Origin of the sequence: Paenibacillus sp. Soil750 (assembly GCF_001428045.1) — a bacterium.
GTDB lineage: Bacteria > Bacillota > Bacilli > Paenibacillales > NBRC-103111 > Paenibacillus_E > Paenibacillus_E allorhizoplanae.
This window is the reverse complement of the sequence record NZ_LMSD01000001.1, coordinates 589377-613511: the sequence shown is the minus strand read 5'-3', so window position 1 is coordinate 613511 and position 24135 is coordinate 589377. Positions and strand designations below refer to the sequence as shown.

Below are 24135 nucleotides of genomic sequence, written 5' to 3'. Positions count from 1 at the left end.
CCGAGGATCTTACGATTCTCTTGCTCTTGTCAGGCTTTTTACATACATGTCGAAACTATTTCCAAACAACTTTCCAGTTATGGTTTACGCTCGCCTCGATCGTCCCTCGTTCCATAATATAGCCTGCCAGCAGCTCAGCTACATCTGTTGGAATATCTTTGACAACGGGCTTATTCTGGAACATGGCATAGTTGCCTCCGCCTGCAGCGCGATAATTGTTCATGACCACATCGAATGAGGCGTCGAGCACAATCGGTTCCCCTTCAAAATCCAGCTGAACAACCCGATCCCCAACTGGACGAGTAACGTTTAACGTATAGGAGATTCCCTCCCACATATCGTAATTGTAATGGGCAGGCTTCGGTTCCATGAAGGACTTGCTTACTTGCAGCTCTCCATTTTCCGCTGTTTCAAAATACTCCGCAGACTGCTCCAAGGCATCCTTAATATCTTGACCTGAGATTCGAATGACCTTGAGCGTGTTCGGATAGATATAGTTGGAAACGATATCCCGCATGGTAATATCCGATGGAAATCCAGGTGAAACGTTATCGAATAATGCTGTGTTCGAAATCTGAGCACCCGACAGTTCCATCTGTACCTTGTTAATAAACTCAATCAATGCATTGTCTTCCGTACGAATCTGCATAGGATCTCTGACGAGCATGTCACCCGTAAGCTTCCCAATGGGTTGATCCAACCACAACTGTGTCTTCGCCTCGTAAGAACTGATCTGCTGAAGCAGCTCCACGTCTGGCTCCACATTCGCAACAGATAGAAGCTCCGATTGCTTAGAAGCAATTCGCCATTTCCCTTCTACCTGCTCTAGCACGATGTCCACCTTCCCTAGCGTTACACCGGCTGTTCCAGGTTGAACGATGGTTACACCGTTAATTTGGACCCCAGCAATGCTTCGATGCTGATGACCTGTGAGCAGAACGTCTATCCCTTCTACTTCCATACACAGTTGATACCCTTGATTCTCGCCTGTCAGCGGTTCCGTAGGCTCACCAGTTGCGATATCTCTTTCAAATCCACCATGGTAGGAAACAACAACGACATCTACCTGTTCCTGCTCTTTAAGGAATTGTATCCATGTACGAGCAGCGGCAATAGGGTCTTCAAAACGCAGACCGACAATATGTTTCGGGTCTTCCCAATTCGGAATATACGGCGTTGTTAAGCCAAGAATCCCTACACGCACGCCGTCCGCAAATTGCTTAATCAGATATGGTTTACCAAAGAATGGCTCTCCCGTCTCCTCATTCACAATATTGGCACACAACCAAGGGAAATTAGATTCTCGAACTGCCTTCTGGAGCACGTCCATGCCATAATTGAATTCATGATTTCCCAGTACAGCCGCATCATACTCCAAATAGTTCAGACCCAGCACCATAGGATTCATAGGTTCATTATCCAAGCGTGCGTGGTGATAGGCGAGAGGCGTTCCTTGAATCAGGTCCCCGTTATCCAATACAATGACATGCGCTTCCTTGGCGCGTTCCTGTGAGATTAGGGTCGCGATTTTCGACAACCCCACATCATTGGGATGATTATTTGCATAATGAATGGGAAACATATTCCCATGGAGGTCGCTCGTTTCTAAAATCGTAATATGACTTGTTCGTGCTTGTCCAATCTGCGTCAAGCGATTCACTCCAGTTCTTAATTATTGTAAAGTTTTACATATCAGTTGTCAGTTTAACAAATACTTCACACTATCTTCCATATATCTTATGATAATGTTATAGTACAACATAGATAAAAAGTAAATATTTAAACGGAGGTCAAAAAAAACATGAAAAAATTAACAGTACTAAGTTTGTCCATGGTTGTAGCTGCAGGTGCACTTGTTGGCTGCGCGAAAAAAGACGAAACTCCAGCTGCTTCATCAACTGCTAAAGCTACTGCTGCAGCAACAGCGGCGGCAACGGCTACTCCGGCGGCAGCTGCAGGTTTCATTCCTAAAGAACTTAAAGTACAATTCGTACCTTCCCAAAATGCAGAGACACTTGAAGCAAAAGCTAAGCCGCTTGAAAAATTGCTTGGAGATAAACTAGGAATCCCAGTAAAGGTTTCCGTTTCCACAGATTACAACGTTGTTATCGAAGCGATGTCCTCCAAACAAGTTGATGTTGGTTTCTTGCCACCAAGTAACTATGTTGTTGCCCACGATAACCGTAAAGCTGCTGATCTTCTTGTACAAGCACAACGTTTTGGCGTTGATGATGCAACAGGTCAACCAACGAAAGAACTTGTTGATTTCTACAAATCCGAAATTCTTGTTAAAGCCGATTCACCAATTAAATCCGTTGCTGATTTGAAAGGTAAGAAAATGGGCTGGCAAGGTGTTACTTCCGCAGCTGGTTATGTATACCCAGGTCTTGTATTGAAGCAAGCTGGTGTGGATCCAGTGAAAGATGTTACAGGTGTTCAATTCCAAGGACATGACAAAGCGGTTATCGCACTTCTTAACGGCCAAGTTGATGCAGTAGGCGTGTTCCAAGATATCCGTACTAACATGTTGAAAGATTACCCTGAAATCTTCAAACAAACGAAAGTTCTTTCTTTCTCCGACAAAATTCCAAACGATACAATCGCTGTTCGTTCCGATATGGATGCGGCTTGGAAGAAGAAAATTCAAGATGCTTTCATCGCGATCGGTAACGATCCAGAAGGTAAAAAAGTGATCATCGATGTATACACACACCAAGGTTATGTAGCTACGACTGATGATAAATTCAACATCGTTCGTGAAGCTAATAAAGCAATGGGCTTGAAATAATTTCAAAATAATTGTAAATTAAATTACACACGACAGAACAAACCACCGCAGCATGTGTCTAACATCCATGACGCGGTGGTTTTTCCCTTCTAAAATTTACATTCTATACCAGACTTTCCTTGCATATTATGAATGTGGCACGCCCGTCCAAGCTCATCGTTTACTTTCATCTATCAAACGTTTACTAAGTCGGTCGTGTCATAACTCATTGTGGGGTGAAAAACGGGATGTACGAAATGCTGATCATGCGTAAAACAGAAGTGATTATTCGGTGCGGCACCGATGAAGTTCGAGGCGTCATTGCGCAGTATTACCCAGAATTTCAGCTTTTAAAAATAAACAACATTATGATCCCAATCACCTTAATTGAACAAATTGAAATTATAGGGCCGGATGAACCCCTCACGCAAGCTACGCATCGGCTACGTGAGCCTCGTATCCTCCATTTGGTTGCGCAAGGTGGAGTCATCAGTAAGTAAAGTGGCTCTTGAAGTAAAAAGGCAGTTCCTGAAGGTTATAACCTTCAGGAACTGCCTTTTTTGTTCGTCTAGCTCATAGGTTATACGATTCGTTTCCGCAGTGTTCCCGAGATATAGTCAATAACCGATACAGTGACGATAATCCCAATTAAGATAATACCTACACGCGGCCACTGCCTTGCATTCAATGCGAAGATTAACGGTGTCCCTATTCCTCCAGCACCAATGACGCCAAGTAAGGTTGCGGAACGGACATTAATTTCAAAACGGTACAACGTATACGAAATGAAATCTGGTATGACCTGTGGAATAACGGCGAATGACATCCGCTGCCAGAAATTCGCTCCAACGGCTGTCATGGCCTCGGTAGGCCCCATATCCATATTCTCAATGGCCTCGGCATACAATTTGCCCAACATCCCTACAGAATGCAAGCCAAGAGCCATTACGCCCGCGTAGGCGTTCGGTCCAACTGCTTTAATAAAGATCAAAGCCATAATGATTTCTGGAATCGTACGAACGACGCTTAGGAATAGCTTCCCAGTACCAGAAACAGCACGGTACTTGCTCATATTCGCCGCGGCCCAGAAAGCAAAAGGAAGACAAACGATCGCGGATACGAAGTTACCTAAATAGGAAATCGATAAGGTTTCAAGCAAGGAACGAAGTAAATCTTCGCCTTCTGGGATATAGACATATGCCCAGTCTGGGTGGAATAATCCACTGATCATCGCTTTTGTAAGAATCCAAGTGGTTGGTTGGAATCCAGTTAGCTCCAAGCCAGTTAACGCCCATACAAGAAGACCGATCACAGCTACTACGCCAATAATTTTATACGTGTTAGCTTGTGTTTCAGACATCGGTTTGGCACTGCCTTTTAGCAAATACGTGCGGAATCGTGTGCTCACCAAATCAATGATGACGACGATCAATAACGTATAAATAACAATGGCACAAGACTGATCATAACGGAACAGATCGAGTGTGTTTTTGAGCAATAAGCCAATACCACCTGCGCCAACCAGACCGAGGATTGCAGATGCACGAATACTCACTTCAAAGGTGTACAAAAAATGGGCCAAGTACGTAGGAGCAACTTGTGGCAGAACCCCAAAGCGGATCAGCTTCAGTTTATTAGCTCCAACTGCCGTCATCGCTTCAAGAGGACCAGGGTCGATCGCTTCCGTTGATTCATAAGAAAGTTTTGAAATAATACCAAAAGTAAAGAAAATTAGAGCTAACGTACCTGCTGTTGGACCAAAGCCTACTAATACGGCAAATAAGGCTGCATAGAGCAAATCAGGAATGGTACGAACAAAATTCATAATAAATCGAGCAGGATAGGACAACCACGGCGACGATGTTACGTTACGTGCAGCCAACAACGCCATTGGGAACGCGAATAACGCTCCAACAATTGTGCCTAGGATGGACATTTGTATGGTTTGGGCCATCGGCTTCCAAATATCAGCGAAGAATAGCCAATCTGGCGGAAACATTTCTGCGATGAATTTCATGATCTCCGGCGTACCAGTAGCTAATCTTGTCAGCGTCGCATCTGTCTGATAAATGCTGCCGATTAAGAAAAGCACCATGATTGCGATGATCATATAAAACTTGGTGCGCGGAGGCTTTTTGACGGTTGCTACACTCATCCCTCCTGCACCCCCAGCAGCTCATCTTTCTTGATGGCGCGGCCGTAGATCTCGGAGAACACATCATCCGTCGCATCAGCAACAGGTCCATCGTACACGACCTTCCCTGCACGAAGTCCGATAATGCGTGTCGCGTACTCGCGTGCCAAATCGATAAAGTGAAGGTTGACGACGGTTGTTATCCCGAGGTCTTTGTTAATCCGTTTCAGATCATCCATAACTTGACGAGTCGTAAGCGGATCCAATGACGCGACCGGCTCGTCCGCCAAGATGATCTTAGCTTCTTGTGCCAGCGCTCTTGCAATGGAAACACGTTGCTGTTGACCGCCGGACAATTCATCAGCGCGCGAATACGCTTTTTCACGGATATTAACCCGCTCCAGTGCTTTGAGCGAAAGCTCAAGGTCCGCTTTAGGGAACAATCCAAACATCGTGCGAAGGGTGGAATGATACCCAACGCGACCGGAAAGGACGTTTCGAATAACCGTGGATCTTTTGACTAAATTAAAGGTCTGGAAAATCATCCCGATGTCTCTACGCATCCGACGCAACTGTGCGCCATTCGCTTTGGTAATGGATTTCCCATCGATTAGAATCTCACCGCTTGTCGTCTCATGCAGACGATTAATTGAACGTAGCAGTGTGGATTTACCAGCGCCTGATAAACCTACGATTACAACGAACTCCCCTGGGTGTATGGTAAGGTTAATGTCATTTAGGCCAACAGTACCATTTGGATATACCTTTGAAAGATGTTTAAACTCAATCATGATTCGTCCTACTTTCTTTTACACAATTTCAAGTGCTAGACAGACTACTTTCAACGAATAATTGAAAAATCCTTTTTTCTATCATTACCTTTAGAAAAAATTCATATTCCATTGTTCACCATGCACAAAAAAATGACCTCATGCGCTTGCGCAGAGGCCCCCATCTCTTTTATGGATTGTACTTTGCACCCCAGCGCTCCTCAATCTTCATGCCTCTCCAGACGGCAATCGAAACGATCCACGCGACGACGAACATCCCAACCAGAATAAAGCCTAACGTACCAAAATCAATCTCTTGCAGCCACGTCCAGAACGTACCTTCCATACTGAATTCCTCGGAAAGCACCTGTCCAAGCTCGATCACACCAATTATTAACGCCGCTACAACCGCAAGTGCAGTAACGGTCAAATTGTAATATAACTTGCGCACTGGCGTATGAAAAGCCCATTTGTACGCTTTTGTCATAAACATACCATCTGCCGTATCGAATAGGCTCATCCCAGCTGCGAACAAGAGCGGCAGCGAAATTACACCAATGAACGGAATTGCATCCTTCGCCGCATGAGCGGAAATAGCCAGTAAGGCGATTTCACTTGCCGTATCAAAGCCTAAACCGAATAGGAAGCCTAACGGATAGACATGCCAGCTTTTAGTGATGAACGAGAATAACGGTTTAATGAGTCGCGCAATGAACCCACGCGATTCTAACAGCTCTTCAAACTCGTCGTTATCGTATTTGCCGCCGCGAAACTTCAGAAACATTTTATAGAGGCTAATAAGGATTAACAGATTGATAATACCAATGATGACCAGGAATAGTCCAGAGACAGAAGCGCCGATCACACCGCCAAAACGCTGCATCCATGGAAGCTCACGAGCTGCCCATTGCACGGAGAAGGCCGTTACAATCGCCATGACGAATACGACTGACGAATGGCCTAATGAAAAGTAAAAACCGACACCAAGTGGATTTTTCTTCTGTTGTACTAGCTTACGTACCGTATTGTCGATAGCAGCAATATGATCAACATCGAACGCATGACGCATCCCTAACGTGTAAGCCAGTAGTCCGATCCCCCAGAAAGCGGGAGATGTTTTGGCCACGGTATATAAACCGATCAGCCCTAATACGTGTAGGAGGATGATAAAGCCAACGTATCCGGCCCAGCTTTTCCTATCCTCCAGCAAAGATTTCCACATGGTAAATTAACCCCACCTTCCCCATTCGTGTTACGATTTACTAATAATGTAGCACAAGCGTGTGGGAATTGAGAAGTACCGCATCTATTTTTTGTGAAGAATTCTAAATGAGATCTGATATAATAGAAACCGTTCCAATCCTACAGCTATCATTTCTTGGGAAGTCTATTCCATACTTTTATTTTATTAAGGAGCTGATCCTCTGCATGACTATGCGAAAATACAAGCTTTTTACGGTACTGGTGCCCGTCTTTATTATTGGCGGCTTTGAATATATTCGTCATGAATTTTTACTGCGCTATTTGACGATGGAAGCCGGCAATTTCACGATCACAGTAATTACGCTGCTCCTCTCGTATCTCTTCGCTTCCTGGATGTTTACCAGCATGGAACGCAGCAATGAGAAAATCCTACTCAGTGAAGCCCGCAGAGCGGTCTTCGAAGAGCGTGAGCGTCTGGCTCGGGAGCTGCATGACGATTTGGCGCAGACCCTCTTCTTCTTGAACGTGAAGCTGCGTCAAGGTGACATCGAAGAAGCAAAAGCCGCTGTTTCCGAAATCGACAATTCACTTCGCCAAGCTATTTTCAATCTGAGAACGCCGCCAGAAGAAGGTACTTCCTTTGGGCAACGCATTCATACCTACTTAGACAATTGGCGGTTAGTCACAGGCATTGAACTCCAAGAAACCGTGAAAATCACCGAAAACAGCTTCTCACCTAATGAGGAAATCCTCCTTTTCGGCATTATGCAAGAGGCTTTCACTAACATCCGCAAGCATTCGATGGCAACAGATGCTACTTTCCATTTGGAAGATGACAACCATCACTGGCGAATGCACATCACGGACAATGGGTGCGGACTGCAGCCCGATACGAAAGCTAATGCTAAGAGCACGACTTACGGCATCGATCTCATGCAAAAACGAGCTTCCGAGCTTGGGGCTACGCTTGAGCTTCTGAGCGAGAAAGACGCTGGCACGGAACTGATTGTACAAGCTGAAAGAAAGGTGAACAGCTAATGCCCGATCTTATGCCGTTTCGCGTTCTTATTGTTGATGATCATCCCTTAGCACGCAAAGCGATACAAAGCATGCTTGCGCCATGCGCTGATTTCTTCATTGTTGGAGAAGCAAGTACAGGAGAAGATGCCATTCGACTTTGTGGAGAGCTTGCTCCCGATGTCGTCTTGATGGATATCCATATGTCACCGATGGACGGATTAAAGGCTACACGGCACATTAAACAAGCCTATGGCGGGATACGCATCGTTATGCTCACCGTTTCGGATGATGTTGCTGATCTCTTCACGGCTTTGCAATTCGGCGCACAAGGGTATTTGCTCAAAAATATGGATCCCGATGAATGGCTCAGCTATCTGCGTGCCCTGCTTGATGATAATTCAGAGGTGGCGCGCGGCATGGCAGACAAACTATTCGAACGTTTCCGTTCTCCGGTTGGCGCGCAAACAGAAGGCCCGAGCCCTCACATGCTGACGTCACGCGAACAAGAAATTACCGCCTATGTCGCACAAGGGGATAATAATAGAGTCATTGCCGAGAAGCTGCTCATCTCCGAGCATACGGTGAAAAATCACATGAAAAATATTCTCGTGAAGCTATCCTTAGAGAATCGCGTGCAGCTCACCGCATTCGCCATTAAACACGGACTGACACGAAAAGGACAAAACTAGTCGAAAAAATAGCCCAGTCGAGTCATACTCTTATGCTTGTCTATCAGGTAAGATGGACAACATGGTAAGAGTTGATATCGAAAGGGGAAATAAATGCCATGTTTAAAAAATTCATGTTAACCGCAAGCTCGATGATGATCGCATCCTTGCTACTAGTGGGAATTGCTAGTGCTCATGTCACTGTATATCCGAAAGAAGCTACCCAAGGCAGCTATGAAGTTTTCACTGTACGTGTACCTTCTGAGAAGGAAAGTGCTACTGTTAAAGTCGAGGTCAAATTCCCTCTTGATTCCGTAGCTGTATCTCGTTTTGAACCTAAAGCAGGTTGGAAGTACGATATCGCCAAAGACGCTGCCGGCAAAATCACTGGCGTTACTTGGACAGCAACGGGTGATGGACTAGGAGCAACTGAATTCGGTGATTTCAGCATGCAAGGTAAAGTCGCTGATACCGCTACTCAAATCGTTTGGAAGGCTTACCAAACTTACAAGGATGGATCTGTTGTAGAATGGGTTGGGGCGAACGGCTCCGACAAACCCGCTTCTGTCACTACCGTTAAAGCAAAAGCTGCCGCTGGTGCGACTACAGATAGCCACGGGAATGTAACGGCTGGCACAGCATCTGCTGGAGATAGTTCGGAATCGAACACGTCGCTGTACCTGTCCATTGCTGCTGTTGTTCTTGGCGCGTTAGCGTTGATCGTATCGTTGGTTAGAAAACGTAAATAAAGTGAGTGAAACTTCTTCATGAACGAAAGCCTCCAATCGTTGCTCTGTTTCGGACAGAGTAACTACTGGGGGCTTTTGCGCTCGAGTTAGTCGGTTTCATCGACTAACTACACTCCAATTGCCTCTGGTGTGCTCATGTTAGTCGGATTCATCGACTAACTACACTCCAATTGCCTCTAATGCACTCGAGTTAGTCGGTTTCATCGACTAACTCCTCTCCAATTGCCTCTGGTGCGCTCGAGTTAGTCGGTTTCATCGACTAACTACACTCCAATTGCCTCTGGTGTGCTCATGTTAGTCGGTTTCATCGACTAACTCCTCTCCAATTGCCTCTAACTCCACTCCAATTACCTCTAGCGCACTCGAGTTAGTCGGTTTCATCGAATAACTACACTCCAATTGCCTCTAATGCACTCGAGTTAGTCGGTTTCATCGACTAACTCCTCTCCAATTGCCTCTAACGCACTCGAGTTAGTCGGTTTCATCGACTAACTCCTCTCCAATTGCCTCTAATGCGCTCGAGTTAGTCGGTTTCATCGACTAACTCCTCTCCAATTGCCTCTAACGCACTCGAGTTAGTCGGTTTCATCGACTAACTCCTACCCAATTATCCAGTGAAGCCGTATTTGTTACTTATTAATCAAAAAGCCTTGAGCACCCATCTGTGCAAAAACAGTGGGAGTGCTCAAGGCTTTTTTTGTCAGATGACCTAATTCCGTTCGTAAATTCGGAAATAGTACTCATACGGATTCTTCTCGTTACGCTCGCCTTGCTCCGACGATACCAAAGTCCAATTGGACAAGTCGAGATCCGACATAAAGGTATCCGCTTCAAACTCATCCTCGATGTAAGTGATGTACATACGATTCACATGGGAGGCAAATAGTTTGAAGATCTCTGCTCCGCCGATGACGAACAGTTCCTGGTCACGGAATGCATCAATCGCTTCGTCTACCGAGTGAATAACTTCGCAGCCCTCGGCTTGGTACGCGGTATTTTGCGTGAGAATGACATTTCGTCTTCCAGGAAGCGGCTTGCCGATCGACTCGTACGTTTTGCGTCCCATCAGGATGGGATGCCCCATCGTCACGTTTTTGAAAAATTTCAAATCGCCTGGCAAATGCCAAGGCAGCTTATTATTGACGCCAATGGCGCGGTTACGATCCATGGCAAAAATAAATGAGATACTCATACGGCGAATACTCCTTTCGTTACAGCAGTTTCCTTAGATCGCAATCGGCGCCTTAATGCCCGGCAGCGGTGTGTAATTAAGAAATTCAAAATCATCGAATTGGTATTCGAAGATGGAAGCTGGCTTCCTTTTGATTTGAAGCGTTGGCAGCTCTTGCGGCTCTCTCAGTAACTGTTTATTCACTTGTTCAACATGATTCTGATAAATGTGCACGTCGCCGCCGTTCCAGATCAGATCCCCTACTTCCAGATCACACTGCTGAGCAATCATATGGGTTAACAGGGCATACGACGCCAGATTAAAAGGCAGACCCAAGAACGTGTCCACGGACCTCATTTGAAACATGCATGATAACCGACCGTTCGCTACATAAAATTGAAACGCATAGTGGCAAGGCGGTAACGCCATGTTATCCACTTCCGCAGGGTTCCAAGCGCTGACTAAGTGTCTGCGTGAATCTGGATTCGTCTTGATTTGATGAATCAGCTTCTCAATTTGATCGATAATTTGCCCATTTGGCGCCAGCCATGTACGCCACTGTGCACCGTATACGCGGCCAAGATTTCCATTTTCGTCAGCCCACTCATCCCAGATCGAAACACCATTATCGCGCAAATATTGAACATTCGTGCTGCCGCTTATGAACCACAGCAGTTCATGAACAATCGATTTGATGTGCAGCTTCTTCGTTGTTAAAAGAGGGAAACCTTCGCTCAGGTTGATTCGCATCTGACGTCCAAAGACAGAAATCGTTCCTGTTCCCGTGCGATCTCCCTTTTCTACACCTTGATCTAAGACATCCTTAAGCAATTCTAAATAAGCTTTCATAATTTAATCATTCCCCACATTTTCGACATATCTTCTATTATAACATCATCCAATTCGACAATTCATCTCAAATTCCACCCGTATACAAGAAAACCAGGTTTGTTCATAATTAAATATGAATTACCAACTATTACCAAGGAGTGATTTTATGTCCAAAAGGATCTTATTTCTAACTGGTGATGCTGTAGAAGTATTGGAAGTATACTATCCCTATTACCGTGTACTAGAGGAGGGATACGAAGCTGTTATCGCATCTCCTACGAAGAAAGTACTTCGTACCGTCGTTCACGATTTTGTTGAAGATTGGGAAACGTATACCGAGAAACCTGGGCATCTGCTTCCCTCCCACGTCGCTTTCGCCGATGTTGATCCCAGCCAGTTCGATGGACTCATCATTCCGGGCGGTAGAGCTCCCGAATATATTCGTTCGAGTGAAGATGTTCCACGCATCCTTCGTCATTTCCTTGAAGCGGATAAGCCGATCGGTGCCATCTGCCATGGTGCACAAGTATTCGCCGCTCTGAAAGACAGATCCCTTTTCGAGGGGCGCACATTAACGGCGTATAACGCATGTCGCTTGGATGTTGAAGCACTTGGAGCGACCTATACAACCGATACGCTTCATGTCGATGGGAAACTCGTCAGCGGTCATGCATGGCCGGATTTACCAGGCTTTATGCGGGAGTTTTTGAAATTATTGGCCTAATCAGATTACATAGATTATAAAAAGAAACGGGACTGTCTCCTAAGTAGTCTACACTACTCGTGGGACAGTCCCATTTCCTTACTCCGCCACCATCCGATTGGTCAGTGCTCCGAGTTTCTCAATCTCAATCGTCACGATATCCCCATCTTTCAAATATACCTGTTTGTCTGGCGGATACCCTAAAACAACACCCTCAGGTGTCCCTGTTAAAATGATATCTCCCGGCATTAACGTCATATGCTGTGAAATGTAGCTGACGATTTCATCGCAATGGAAGATCATATCCGAAGTATTCGAGTGCTGTCTTACCTCTCCATTTACAACCGTTTTAATCTCAAGATCGTTCGGGTTGCCAATTTCATCAGCTGTCACAATATAGGGACCGATAGGCGCAAATTGATCACACGATTTCCCCAATAGCCATTGCTGCGTCCTTACCTGTAAATCGCGGGCAGACAAATCATTCGCATTACAGTACCCAAAGACGTGAGAAAGTGCTTGTTCCTTCGAAATATATTTCGCTGTTTTACCAATGACAATGGCTAATTCCGCTTCATAATCCACTTTCTCCGAAACCTTAGGTAACGAAATGTCCTCCCCATGACTCGCTAAGGCGTTATTGAACTTGTTGAACAGAATGGGAAATTGCGGGATTTGTGCATTCGTTTCCTCCGCATGTCTGCGATAATTAAGTCCCACGCATATGATTTTATTCGGATGCGTGACGCAGGGCCCAAGGGTTAATGTAGATTCATCCAATAGATAAGCGGTTTGATCTGCATCCGAAACAAGGACCCATTCTATAAATGAAAGCAGATGGTTCAAAGCCTCGGCACCGCCATAAATAACCTCATGGATGGTTGTCGGAATTGCTTTCTCTTCCGTAACTGCGGAGAGTGCCGCCACAACATCGACCACACCTTGCTCTATTTTGACACCTAATCGGTAGTCACCTTTATGAAGAAACGAAAGGAATTTCATGTGCCGTATACTCCTATCATTAGATTATTGATTAACAAGTTCCTTCAACACGGACTCGATGATCGTAAGTGTTGTGTCGACGTCCTCATCGGTATGAGAGTAACTAATATGATTGCGTTTAATGTTCATCGGCATTTTGAAGATGCCCTTCTCGATCAACTTCTTACGATAGGTTACGTATAGCTCTGCATCATTTTGCTGCAAATCCGAGTAGTTCTTCGGCTCGCTATTCATAAAGTATGTCGTCCATACGGAACCAAAACCTGCCACATAAGCCTCGATGCCAAGTCGTTCATGAATGCCACGTATGCCCGAACGCATCTTCTCGCCCAACCGGAAAATATGCTCATGTACCGGTTCGTTCTCCATCAGTTCCAGTGTTGCAATTGAAGCTGCCGTGCCTACGGAGTGCCCGTTATAGGTGCCTGCAAACCACACATCTCCACCTGGGTACGTATTGAAACGCTGCATATATTCACGTTTACCCGCTACAGCGGCGATCGGATAACCATTCGCCATCGCTTTACCCATCGTTGTCAAATCAGGTGTAACGCCAGCAACCTTCTGATAACCGCCAATATCATGGCGGAAGCCTGTAATTACTTCATCAAAGATAAGCAGTGCTCCATGTGCGGTGCAAAGCTCACGAAGCCCTTCCAAGAAGCCAGGCTGCGGCATTACGCAACCGATGTTATGGGGAATCGGCTCAACAATCAACGATGCGATTTGCCCTTTATTCTCACGGAAGGTCCTTTCAACATCATCCAGATCATTAAATGTACAAACTAAGGTATTATCAATCGCTTCATCTAACATACCAGCAGAGCCCGGATCCCTTTTGCCAATCATATCCCAAGAACTAAGCATGTTACGTGCGACATAATCGTGCCAGCCGTGATAGCAGCCTTGAAATTTGATCAGCTTGTTACGTCCTGTAATCGCACGGGTTAAACGAATCGCATGGTAGGTGGCTTCAGATCCTGAATTACAAAAAAGCACTTGTTCTGACGAAGGGACGTGCGTACAAATTTTACGAGCTAATTCTACTTCTAGATCCGTACAGCCGACGCCGTACAAATCCGTTCGTTCAATGGCTTCAATCACTTTACGATTGACGTAGGGATGGCTGTGCCCCAAAATAATCGGGCCAAATGCACCTTGATAATCGATGTATTTCTTGCCATCTGCATCATAAATATAAGCGCCCTCACCTTTCGTAAACACCTTCATAGGATTCACGTTACGAATGGACGTATGTACCCCACCTGGCGAGTATAATTTCGATTCCTCATACAGCTCAATATTCTTTGACATATCTCATACCTCCTGAAAATGATTTATTATAGGGATGCGGTCAGGCCGAGTATCTCTGGCGTGTTGCGATGAATGATGTCTTCGATGATCTGCTCTGGAATGTGCGGCATCTTCGTACCTTCAACCAAGTGATTAATATTCCGAAACAAGTCAATGGTTTGTTGTGTGCTGAAGAAAGGATAATCGGAGCCGAATAAAATCTTATGTGTGACCCCATACTCCATGGCTGAAACGAGTGCGTTATAGAACTGCCATGGTCGTGAACCTAATGCCGATAAATCCATATACATATTGGCATTTTTGCGAACTACAGCAATACATTCATCCACCCAAGGATGACCCATATGTGCAATAACCATTTTCAGATTAGGAAATGCGCGGGCTATTGGATCTAATGCTGCTGGCCTGGACGCATCGAGGTATCCTTCGGGTACAAAAGAGGTGCCTTGATGCCACATAATGGGCAATCCCAATTCATCCGCTTTGGCATACAACTCAAAATGACGTTGCTCACCAGGGTAAAAATTCTGATAAATCGGCCCCAGTTTAAGTCCGCTAAGGCCATATTCCTTGATAGCCTCTTCTAGCAGCCGATCCGCAGCTGGCCTGTTTGGGTCGATGCTTGCAAAGCCGAATAATCGTCCACGATGCTTAGTTACATACTCAGCAACAACCTGATTAGGTACTTGGATGCCGGTAGCAGGAGCGTCAAAAGCAAGCACGATAGCCCCATCAAAAGCACGTATATTTTCTTCATGCATCTCTGGCGTAGCGATGATATCCATATCCTCTCCCCAACTGCGCTTTACCGCAGCTAGGAAGGGGCCATTGGTTTGACCGGGAAGAAATAAATGTGTATGACAATCAAAAATCATCTTCTGCACCACCTTTTAGCTAACATGTAGTCTTTCAAAAATGCGTTAATGCCGTTTTTATGGCATCGGAAAGAGACCGTACTCCATCCGGCAATAGCCCTATCGAGTCGATCTGTTTCATTGCTATATTTTAAAGGGAATTATTTATCGTTTATTGGCCTCATCCATGTGAGAATCCTTACGTGACTGCAGGGAAGGGTGTGTCTCATCATCCTCCATGAAGCCCTTGGTTCCTTTCTTGAACTCCCTTAAGGTCTTGCCAAACGCACGACCTAATTCAGGCAGCTTCTTGGGACCGAACAATACCAGTGCAGTTATAATTAGTAACATAATAGTTGAAGCACTAAAATGCGGCACATAACTCACTCCTTCTGGTTAGACAACTTTTGAACGACAACGTTCGTGATTGGATGCTGTTCTCACACAGAACTAACGGTTAGACGCTCTTCGATATGAGAACACAATACCTCTTCCGTTTCCAAGCCTGCCCAATACATTTTGAGTTCTTGGTTTATACCTGATAACTCGCTTGCACTTATAGCTAAATCCGTGAAATATCGAAAACCAGGTATCGTCTCGCGAAATAGTGAAAATCTGGACGGCAGATAGCGTTTCTCTTCCCCGACCCACTCTGCGGCAGATTTTCTGGCGGGAAGACTGTACGTGTGCTGACGAACGAAAAGTTGGGCCTTATAGCTAGTTAGATATTCCACTAACTTGACCGCCGCGTCCTTCACTTGTGACTTCCGATTAACAGCAAGTCCCGTGTTAAGCAGCATCGTCATCGGTGTACCAAAATGCGGTACAGGGGCAATGTCAAAGGACAGCCTCTCACCGAGTAAGTAATTTAAGTAGAAGTAACTGGTCATGATGATCGACGCTTTGCCTTTGGCTAAGAGCAGCTCGGATTCACCCGTTGTAATGCCTTCTGATAAAGAAGGAATACTGTGCTTCATCTCACCACAATAGCGAAGTGCATCCATCATAGCTGTACCAGCAAGTTTAAGTCTGCCATCTTCATGACGCTCGAACTTCCCGCCTGTCTGCAACAGAAGCAGTGGCCAACGATTTGGCGAATACAAGTCACAGTGAAAACCGAGGCGTTCATTTGGAATCGCCAGTTTTGACGAATAGGTGATCAGATCCTTCCACTGCCAGCTGCTATCCGGCTCCGGCAAGTTCGCCTCATGGAAATGTTCCCGGTTATAACAAAGAATAAGCGGTGAATAAATAAAAGGTTGCACAAGCTGACGACCATCTGCCACAAAAGCATCCGATAAGAATGAATACAGTTCTGGATTCCGTTCCGTCGGCTCCAGCATACCTTCTTCACCCATTTCTACACATTCCTGAAAATCCTTAAAGTTCATCATGACCACGTCGAGAAGACCGCTGGACAAGTACTCGCTGATATAACTGTAATTATTGCTTGAAGTAGGAACAGCTTGCACCCGAATATGTGGGTTTTCCTTTTGAAAACTGGATAGCAGCCTGTGGATATCCGCCTCATCCGTAACGGAGCTATGGAAGCCAAGCTTCACTGTGACGAAAGCGCCTTCAGGAGCACCGACAACCTTGGTTCCGACACGAGGGATTTTCTCAATAAGTCCCTCTGCAACCAGAACGTCCAGCCCTTTTCGTACCGATTGATTGCTTAAATTGTATTCCGCGGCGAATGTTTTCTCGGAAGGTAAATATTCCCCTACCGGCCGCTTTCCTGTCAAAATATCTTCTCTCAATGTGTTGACGAGTTCGCTCAGGCGCGTGCGAGATGAGCTGCGAGTTGTCCGTTTTTCCATCTATAAACCTCATTTCCATCCGATACACTGACAAGATCAGGAAACATGGGCACATCCTGTATCTGCATTGTTATTTGTATTATAGCAACGACCCACCATCACATGTCAATGTACATCAGGTTTCACAACATAACGTTACCGGATATGCGATGAAACCCTTCATTCCATTAATTCTGCCTGTTTTTCTTATGCCTACTATCAAGAAATCGATAAATTGCCTACACTATGTTTCACCGTATCACTTTCTGCTGGAAGTGCAGTCCGATTGACGCCTTCTTCCACGCAAGAAGTCATGAAGAAGTAGGTACCGTTGCCAAATGCGTCAGCCGACACTTCATACTTCCCTCCAGTAAATTGAGAGCCGATCGCTTTCAATTTATTCATCCCACCTTGAATGGAGAAATGTGCTGTACTAGCATCCGAGGCAACACTCGTACAGTTTCCGAAATTCCAAGTAACGACATTCGTTGCATCTACACTTTTCAAAAACGCCTTCTCACCATTTACTCCGCTGAATATCGCACTGCCGTCAATGGTGATCCATTGGTCAGGCTTATTCTTCGGATTGTTGACATCTCCCACCTTATCCCAAGCACCGGTGAGCAAGAAGCAGCAATCCACGAGACCGCCACCTTGCATGATAATTTCACGCGTACCAACCTTCACAGTACCTCCTACTTGAGGGAGGCCTTTGAACCACGTATTAATGAGTGTAAGTTTATTAATGCTTCCGAGTGTGACCTCTTCAATATTGTAGAATTCACTGTTAAGAATAGTGAGTTCACCGTTGCTCGGCGTATATCCTACTTGGGTCGTTCCACTGCGGATCGGACGGGCGATTTCGTAGCCCTTCAGCATGCCGAAGGAGCAGCTATCGATGATGTTCTTCCTTTTGGCACGCGAGGAGCCTTTGGATATCGTCACCATCTCTTGCGCCGTACAGCCTCTCATCTGCAAGCCATCCATATTCACCCAGAATGAACCTGAATTAGCCATTTTCACACCAGGTTTGGTGTACGTAACGACGGCATGGCAATCCTCAAGTGTCAAGTCAGTTAACCGCTTGCTCGCGACAATTCGCGATGCGATATGCTTCTTAACGGTCACACGCTTCGCGCTGTCCCCCCAGGTCGTGCCGCTGTTTGCAAATGATAAAAGCCCAGAGTTGTTGATGTAAGTCAGATCATGTTCGTATTGACCGTGCGTAACGAACGGACCGTACTCATCGCCATCACCGTGACAGTTCTCAACCATACAATAAGCTGCACAGGTAAAATCATTCAAGTGACGTGCATTGCTCGTATTGCAATCTCGGATATGCCCATACAACACGTTGATCTGCTGCGTCAAATAGCCAGTTCCGCCCCAATCGCGTTCTTCTGGGTTCATCAATTGGCAGCGTTCTGTCACATAATGCGTATTGTATCTCCGCATAACGACAGGCCAGAATACTTTGCTAGCCTTGATACCCGATGCATCGCATTCTACAGCGAATTCATAAGCGACCGGATTCGAACCAATCTGATCCCATGTCGGAAATGGCCTGAGACTAGTGCCGTTAGGCGGCACAGGTATACCGATAAAATTCATGTTGCGCACATGGCACCGGAAGGCAGGATTCACTTTTTTATATGTAATCGGACGCCCCTTTGCAAGCAGCCAACCGAGCTTATAGTTAAACCTGACGTGGGTGGCATCGAGAATTTCGGTCACTTTGATCAGGTAATCTAGTTCACGTTGAGCACCGCCAGCCGCGTTGTTCTTAATCTGCGCGTGCCACCAGCTATCCACTTCAAACATCGATGAATCAGCCACTTCAAATATATCTGAATATTCAGATATATCTTCCGTTAACGTAACCGTTTGCGTCACACCAGTTGCGACACCTTGGAAAAACATGACCGCTCCGAAGGGGTTATCCAACGTGTTCAGTTCGATCCCCTCGGTCGTGACGGTGTGGCCGTGGAAATCAATTTCGATATCGCTGCGGTGATACACATGGCGCTTTATGAAATTAAGGTCTGAGTGCGCTTCGACACGGTGAATCGTTAAATCGTTGATCAACACATCCAGCGCAACATCTGCATTTATACTCTTGTCGAAAATGCCAAACCACCGGAAGTCGCCTACTCCCTGATGTACGACTTCAAAGCAACCTTCTCCTTTGGGTGGCTTGACTCCCTTAGCTGCATCATACTGCTCGCGTCCATTGCCGCCATTCGTCAACCTGTGAACGGTACCGCCATTGTCAGCTTTGGTACTGTCCGCTACAAACCGAACCAGTTTGCCGCCTCCGTCACCGCTCTTGTTGTAACCGCCAACGAACACATGCTGGCCGTCTTTCATCTGACCCATTGGGAGTGATTTTAGTTCAGCCACATTGATAACTTGCAGTACGCGATCGCCGTCCTTACTGTCTTTATCGTCTTTGCCATCTTTGTCGTTCGACGACCCATTATCCGCCGATGCGAATCGGGGGCCTAAGACACTGCCAGCCAACATGACGCCGCCAAGCCCTATCGTTGCCAAAACTTTACGTCTACTGATGGCCTCATTCGACTTACCGTTCGTATGATTCTCCTCGTTGCTTACGTCTGTCGCATTCGATTTTCCCTTTTTGTCATCTAGGAAGAACATCGTTGAACAACTCCTCTTCGTAAGGGGGATAGGTAAGACAACTATTTACATCGCTACTTGCGAAGCTCAGGCGGCAATAGGAAGTCAAAATCGCAGCCCTCATCCGCTTGCAGCACACGTTCCAAGAATAGGAGACCATACCCTCGATCATAGGCAGGTGGAGGAGCCTCCCACTTCGCTTTGCGTTCTCGAAGCGTTTCTTCATCTACATGTAACTCCAGCTTGCGCATATCGATGTCGAGTTCGATCTCATCGCCGTTCTGCACGAGCCCTAGTGGTCCACCGATGGCTGCTTCAGGAGCAACATGCACAATCAAGGTGCCGTACGAAGTACCGCTGATGCGGGCATCCGAAATACGTACCATGTCGCGCACCCCTTGCATGAGCAGCTTCTTCGGAATTGGGATTTGCCCGATTTCCGGCATCGCTGGCGCGCCTTTCGGTCCAGCGTTCTTCAACACGAGGACACTGTTCTCATCGACATCCAAATCTGGATCGTCAATCCGTGCATTCAGATCGGCCGGCGATTCGAAGACGACGGCGCGTCCACGGTGTTTTTTGAGATGCGGTGAAACCGCCGTTTGCTTGATTAGTGCACCGTTCGGAGAGAGGTTTCCGCGCAGCACCGCAATACCGCCTTGCGGAGCAATGGGCTGCTCAAGCGGATAGATCAGCTCGCGGTCAGTTACTAGCACGCCTCGCAGGTTCTCTGTCACTGTTTGGCCAGTAACGGTCAAACAATTGCCGTTTAGCAGCGGTTCAATTTCCTTCATCAGCGACGGCACGCCGCCTGCTTCGAAAAACTCTTCCATTTGATATTTGCCAGATGGGCGAACGTTCAGGATAAATGGCGTCGTTGCGCTAATTTCATCGAACCTTTCAAGCGGTAATCGGTAGCCAAGTCGTCCAGCAATAGCTACCAAATGGATGATTGCGTTGGTTGATCCTGCGCATGCCATCGTAACTCGAATTGCGTTATCCAGTGATTCCTTTGTAATAATGTCACGCGGTCGGATGTTGCGACGGACGAGCTCCACGATCTGTTTCCCTGTCTGCTCGGACATATGTCGCCGTCTGGAATCTGGGGCAGGAATTGCCGCACAGCCAGGGAGTGCCATACCAAGCGCTTCGGCAATCGCCGCCATTGTACTGGCCGTCCCCATCACCATGCAGTGACCATCACTGCGGCAAATAGCATTCTCAGCAATGGTGAGCTGCTCGTCTGAGATGTTGCCCGCTTTGTGCTCAAGCGTAAACTGATAACAGTCGGTGCAGGCACCAAGCGTCTGGCCGTTTAATTTGCCGTTCAGCATCGGACCGCCGGTAAGGACTATCGCTGGAATATTAGCACTCACCGCAGCCATCAACTGCGCAGGTACCGTTTTGTCACATCCGCCCAGAAGCACAACGCCATCGATCGGATGCGCTTTGACCATTTCTTCCGTGTCCATCGCCATGAGATTCCGAAGCAGCATCGTCGTTGGCTTAACATATGGTTCGCCAATCGAAATAGTCGGGAATTCCATGGGCAGACCACCGGCTTGCCATACACCACGCTTTACATAGTCAGTCAATTCTCTAAAGTGAGAGTGGCATTTATTCAACTCGCTGAATGTGTTGCAAATACCGATGACCGGCTTTTTTAAATCGTCGTCCGTGTAGCCCATGGATTTCGTAAATGAACGATGGATAAACCCCCAAAGCCCTGTGTCGTTAAAATATTTGTCACCACGAAGTTTATCTTCCTCATTTACCCCATGCTTGTTGTCCTCATCTGCCATGTTAGTAAGTCCTCCTTGCACGCAATCCTGATGTATGGTTACAAAAGTTTACAAATCACAAGCATTGGCAAGATGACCTCCGTCCACAACTAGTGTCGTGCCCGTTATGTAGGATGCTTCGTCTGATGCCAAGAATAGAAATGCGTTCGCTACTTCCTCAATGGTACCGAGCCTGCGCATCGGGGTTCGTTCCGTCAATGAAAGTGTGACTTCCGATTTCTCCTTCAGTTCGCGATCCAGCGGTGTATCGATGAAGCCAGGCGCAACGCTATTAACACGAATGTTATTCTGAGCCAAATCAACAGCCATCGACTGCGTTAGCAAAACAACGCCGCCTTTGGATGCATTGTAATGAGCCAATACGGCACTTCCGGCTAAGCCATTTTTCGAGGCCATATTGACGATCGAACCGTGAATCCCACCAGCAATCATCCCCTTCGCCACCCATTGGCTCAGTTGGAACGCCGCATTCAAATTTATGTTGATCACCTGCTGCCAACGAAAGAGAGGGATGTCAATGAACGACTCACGTGTTGCAATGCCAGCGTTATTGACCAAAATGTCGATGCCATCCCAGTAAGCCCACGCTTTTTCAGCAGCCTTGTCCACTTGCTCCGGCACACTTAAGTCACAGACGACGGTTGCAACTTGAGGTGTTTGCCCCCTATCTATGGCTTGCTTTCGAATTGTGTCTGCAGATGCTTCAAGCTGATCCGCCCTGTAATCAAGCAATACGACACTTGCTCCTTCTTGCACGAACTTATGTGCAATCCCTTGACCGATGCCTCTGGCACTTCCTGTAATCAATGCTCGTTTTCCTTGCAATCGCACGCGGGAAGCCCTCCATTCCCTAGGTAGTTCACAAACCTGCAAAGTCAGACTGGCGAACATGCCATGCATTCGACAGTCTGAGTTGCTTGATCCGAAGAACGACTACGATTTAGTTGTCCGATTTAAACTTAATCGGTTTGCCTTTGGCTGTGGATGTAAGTTCCGCATAGTTATCGAAAATCGCTTTGCCGCCGAATTTCGTCATCACTTCTTGGCGATATTGCGGCCAGTTAGCAGCGTCCTTCTCTTTATACAAGATTTGAACGTGCAGCTCATTCATTCGCTTGCGCATGGCTCCGATATCCATACCTTCTTTAACAGTAAGAGCGGTACCCACTGACGGAAGAATCTTATATGAGTTGATTTTTTCAACAATTTTCTTATCTCGCTCGGTTACTTTAGGATCAATGATATTCAAACTGAACACTTCCGGTTTACGCGGTGTAAACCAACCATACACTTCAATAAAGTTGTTATTGTCGATCACATCTTTTTTGTAGGCGTCCTGATTGACTTCGATGTCTTTTCCATTACGTTTGTAATCCACGTTTTCTTTCCCGTAACGCGTCAGCAAGAAGCCTTCCTCTCCAGCGAGCCAATCCAGAATTTCAATAGAGCGCTGTACTTTGGCATCTGAGCTTTTGGAGCTGATCAAGAACGGGTTTTGTGGAATCGTCTCTACCCAAGTACCGGTTTTCTCCCACGGATGGAACGGCTCCCAGTCTGCTGTTGTTTGACCTGCAGCCTTCGCTTTCATTTGCAATCCAGCCGGATTGTTATCGAAAGCAAGGTCTCTGCCTTGACCAATCACAATACCTGCTTTACCTTGTGCAGCTTTGTCAAAATGTTGACCATACTTGTTCAGGAACCAGTCCGGATCGACAACTTTCATGTCCAGTAGTGCCTTGATATCTGTAAGCACATTTTGCATGCGGATATCGGTACGAACGTCGATGAACTGGTCATTTTCTACATATGTGTCACCAGCAAAGCCGTTTTTCAGGAATTCTGGGAAGTCCATCGAAATGCTTGCACCGCCGCCTGCCGCTGTAAAACCATACGTATCGTTCTTGCCATTACCGTCTGGATCATTGAACGTAAAAGCTTTCATGACACTCACTAGCTCGTCGTAGTTCGTCGGCATTTTTAAATTAAGCTTGTCGAGCCAGTCTTTCCGAATATAGAAGGTACGGTAGTAACTAGTTTCGTACGGAACAGGGGCACGCTTGAATGCACCTTGTACCTGATACGACTTCAACGTTGCTTCCGACACCCAATTCTTGAAGTAGTTTGGCATTTTGGCCGGTGTGACAATCCCCGTCAAATCTCTCGCAACACCATCACGGATGTAATTATTAGAAGGTACACCGTCTGCGTAGAACACGTCGGGAATGTCGCCAGATGCGATCATCGTATTCAATTTATTGGTATAGTCTTGGCCAAACGGCAAGTAGGTCATTTTCAGTGAGACATTGAATTTCTCTTCAATCGCTTTCTTCACGAAGTCTTTATCGGCCGAAGGAAGTTGGGCGCTTGCATCTGCGATAACCATCCAACTCAGGTCTAGTTTTTCCTTCTTGGCATCTGGGCTCGACGACGTTGTCACCGCCGTATTAGTTGGGGAACTAGAAGCCTCCTCTTTCGAACTCGTGCATGCGACAAGGACCAGCGAAGATGCTAATAATAGCGTAGTTACTTTTGATAACGTTTTCAAATGAAAGACCCCCCTGTTCGTTTTAGAAGAATGAGAACGCGTATGAAACTACTTTCAAGCCATTACTTCCGTCAAATCAATGGATACGAATCGTTTGCGTAATAACCACTGTAGATCTACTTCCCGTTGTCACCTCCTCGTACTTAATACGTGACTGGCTTACAGC

At 46.3% G+C, this 24135-nt stretch carries 21 protein-coding genes; 6 read left to right on the top strand and 15 right to left on the bottom strand.

Annotated elements, in window-relative coordinates; translation table 11 throughout:
- Positions 1 to 55: 55 nt before the first annotated feature.
- A complete protein-coding gene (locus tag ASL11_RS02680) occupies positions 56 to 1660 on the bottom strand; it encodes a bifunctional metallophosphatase/5'-nucleotidase (protein WP_442953016.1) in 1605 nt (534 codons plus the stop codon).
- 141 nt (positions 1661 to 1801) lie between these two features.
- Here ASL11_RS02680 and ASL11_RS02675 point away from each other — a divergent pair, with 141 nt between their 5' ends.
- Together ASL11_RS02675 and ASL11_RS02670 are read left to right on the top strand one after the other, a co-directional pair.
- A complete protein-coding gene (locus ASL11_RS02675; protein WP_056609341.1) occupies positions 1802 to 2788 on the top strand; it encodes a phosphate/phosphite/phosphonate ABC transporter substrate-binding protein in 987 nt (328 codons plus the stop codon).
- A gap of 227 nt (positions 2789 to 3015) precedes the next feature.
- The gene (locus ASL11_RS02670; RefSeq protein ID WP_056609338.1) at positions 3016 to 3267 is read left to right on the top strand and encodes a hypothetical protein; all 252 of its coding nucleotides are present in this window, start codon (positions 3016 to 3018) and stop codon (positions 3265 to 3267) included.
- Positions 3268 to 3347: 80 nt separating this feature from the next.
- Here the strand turns inward: ASL11_RS02670 and phnE are convergent, their stop codons facing one another.
- The 3 genes from phnE to ASL11_RS02655 form a co-directional block, all read right to left on the bottom strand.
- A complete protein-coding gene (phnE, locus tag ASL11_RS38100) occupies positions 3348 to 4922 on the bottom strand; it encodes a phosphonate ABC transporter, permease protein PhnE (protein ID WP_082595210.1) in 1575 nt (524 codons plus the stop codon).
- On the bottom strand, positions 4919 to 5692 hold the full coding sequence (gene phnC, locus ASL11_RS02660; RefSeq protein WP_056609336.1) for a phosphonate ABC transporter ATP-binding protein: 774 nt from the start codon (positions 5690 to 5692) through the stop codon (positions 4919 to 4921). The genes phnE and phnC overlap by 4 nt, the downstream gene beginning before the upstream one ends.
- A gap of 169 nt (positions 5693 to 5861) precedes the next feature.
- Positions 5862 to 6893, bottom strand: coding sequence for a HoxN/HupN/NixA family nickel/cobalt transporter (locus ASL11_RS02655; protein WP_056609334.1), 1032 nt, complete (start codon positions 6891 to 6893; stop codon positions 5862 to 5864).
- Positions 6894 to 7099: 206 nt separating this feature from the next.
- On the opposite strand from ASL11_RS02655, the gene ASL11_RS02650 reads away from it, so the two are divergent.
- The 3 genes from ASL11_RS02650 to ASL11_RS02640 all read left to right on the top strand — a co-directional run bounded on the left by ASL11_RS02650 (position 7100) and on the right by ASL11_RS02640 (position 9311).
- Positions 7100 to 7912 (top strand): sensor histidine kinase, encoded by an 813-nt coding sequence (locus tag ASL11_RS02650; RefSeq protein WP_056609331.1) that lies wholly within the window; start codon positions 7100 to 7102, stop codon positions 7910 to 7912.
- Positions 7912 to 8583: a response regulator gene (locus ASL11_RS02645; RefSeq protein ID WP_056609329.1), complete on the top strand. Its 672-nt coding sequence runs from the start codon at positions 7912 to 7914 to the stop codon at positions 8581 to 8583. Before ASL11_RS02650 ends, ASL11_RS02645 begins: the two co-directional genes overlap by 1 nt.
- A gap of 98 nt (positions 8584 to 8681) precedes the next feature.
- Entirely contained in the window at positions 8682 to 9311 is a 630-nt protein-coding gene (locus tag ASL11_RS02640; protein ID WP_056609327.1) for a YcnI family copper-binding membrane protein, read from the top strand.
- A gap of 709 nt (positions 9312 to 10020) precedes the next feature.
- Here the strand turns inward: ASL11_RS02640 and ASL11_RS02635 are convergent.
- A complete protein-coding gene (locus ASL11_RS02635; protein ID WP_056609326.1) occupies positions 10021 to 10503 on the bottom strand; it encodes a dihydrofolate reductase in 483 nt (160 codons plus the stop codon).
- A 33-nt stretch (positions 10504 to 10536) separates the two neighbouring features.
- Positions 10537 to 11331 carry a thymidylate synthase gene (gene thyA, locus ASL11_RS02630; RefSeq protein WP_056609324.1) on the bottom strand — a complete coding sequence of 265 codons (795 nt, stop codon included), beginning with the start codon at positions 11329 to 11331 and terminating at the stop codon, positions 10537 to 10539.
- A gap of 148 nt (positions 11332 to 11479) precedes the next feature.
- Between thyA and ASL11_RS02625 the strand changes: the two genes are divergently transcribed.
- The gene (locus ASL11_RS02625) at positions 11480 to 12037 is read left to right on the top strand and encodes a DJ-1/PfpI family protein (protein WP_056609321.1); all 558 of its coding nucleotides are present in this window, start codon (positions 11480 to 11482) and stop codon (positions 12035 to 12037) included.
- Positions 12038 to 12115: 78 nt separating this feature from the next.
- Here ASL11_RS02625 and ASL11_RS02620 read toward each other — a convergent pair whose 3' ends face one another.
- The 9 genes from ASL11_RS02620 to ASL11_RS02580 form a co-directional block, all read right to left on the bottom strand.
- Positions 12116 to 13018, bottom strand: a complete 903-nt coding sequence (locus tag ASL11_RS02620) for a fumarylacetoacetate hydrolase family protein (RefSeq protein WP_056609319.1) — start codon at positions 13016 to 13018, stop codon at positions 12116 to 12118.
- A 24-nt stretch (positions 13019 to 13042) separates the two neighbouring features.
- Positions 13043 to 14332 (bottom strand): aspartate aminotransferase family protein, encoded by a 1290-nt coding sequence (locus ASL11_RS02615; protein WP_056609317.1) that lies wholly within the window; start codon positions 14330 to 14332, stop codon positions 13043 to 13045.
- 26 nt (positions 14333 to 14358) lie between these two features.
- Positions 14359 to 15207, bottom strand: coding sequence for an amidohydrolase family protein (locus ASL11_RS02610; protein ID WP_056609314.1), 849 nt, complete (start codon positions 15205 to 15207; stop codon positions 14359 to 14361).
- A 144-nt stretch (positions 15208 to 15351) separates the two neighbouring features.
- Complete coding sequence (locus ASL11_RS02605; protein WP_056609632.1) at positions 15352 to 15537, bottom strand: twin-arginine translocase TatA/TatE family subunit; 186 nt, start codon at positions 15535 to 15537, stop codon at positions 15352 to 15354.
- A gap of 89 nt (positions 15538 to 15626) precedes the next feature.
- Entirely contained in the window at positions 15627 to 17006 is a 1380-nt protein-coding gene (locus ASL11_RS02600; RefSeq protein ID WP_056609312.1) for an extracellular solute-binding protein, read from the bottom strand.
- Between the two features lie 198 nt (positions 17007 to 17204).
- The gene (locus ASL11_RS02595; RefSeq protein WP_056609310.1) at positions 17205 to 19643 is read right to left on the bottom strand and encodes a hypothetical protein; all 2439 of its coding nucleotides are present in this window, start codon (positions 19641 to 19643) and stop codon (positions 17205 to 17207) included.
- Between the two features lie 53 nt (positions 19644 to 19696).
- Positions 19697 to 21424: an IlvD/Edd family dehydratase gene (locus ASL11_RS02590; RefSeq protein WP_056609309.1), complete on the bottom strand. Its 1728-nt coding sequence runs from the start codon at positions 21422 to 21424 to the stop codon at positions 19697 to 19699.
- Between the two features lie 48 nt (positions 21425 to 21472).
- On the bottom strand, positions 21473 to 22255 hold the full coding sequence (locus ASL11_RS02585; protein WP_056609307.1) for an SDR family NAD(P)-dependent oxidoreductase: 783 nt from the start codon (positions 22253 to 22255) through the stop codon (positions 21473 to 21475).
- Between the two features lie 109 nt (positions 22256 to 22364).
- Positions 22365 to 23969 (bottom strand): extracellular solute-binding protein, encoded by a 1605-nt coding sequence (locus ASL11_RS02580; protein WP_056609305.1) that lies wholly within the window; start codon positions 23967 to 23969, stop codon positions 22365 to 22367.
- Positions 23970 to 24135 lie beyond the last annotated feature (166 nt).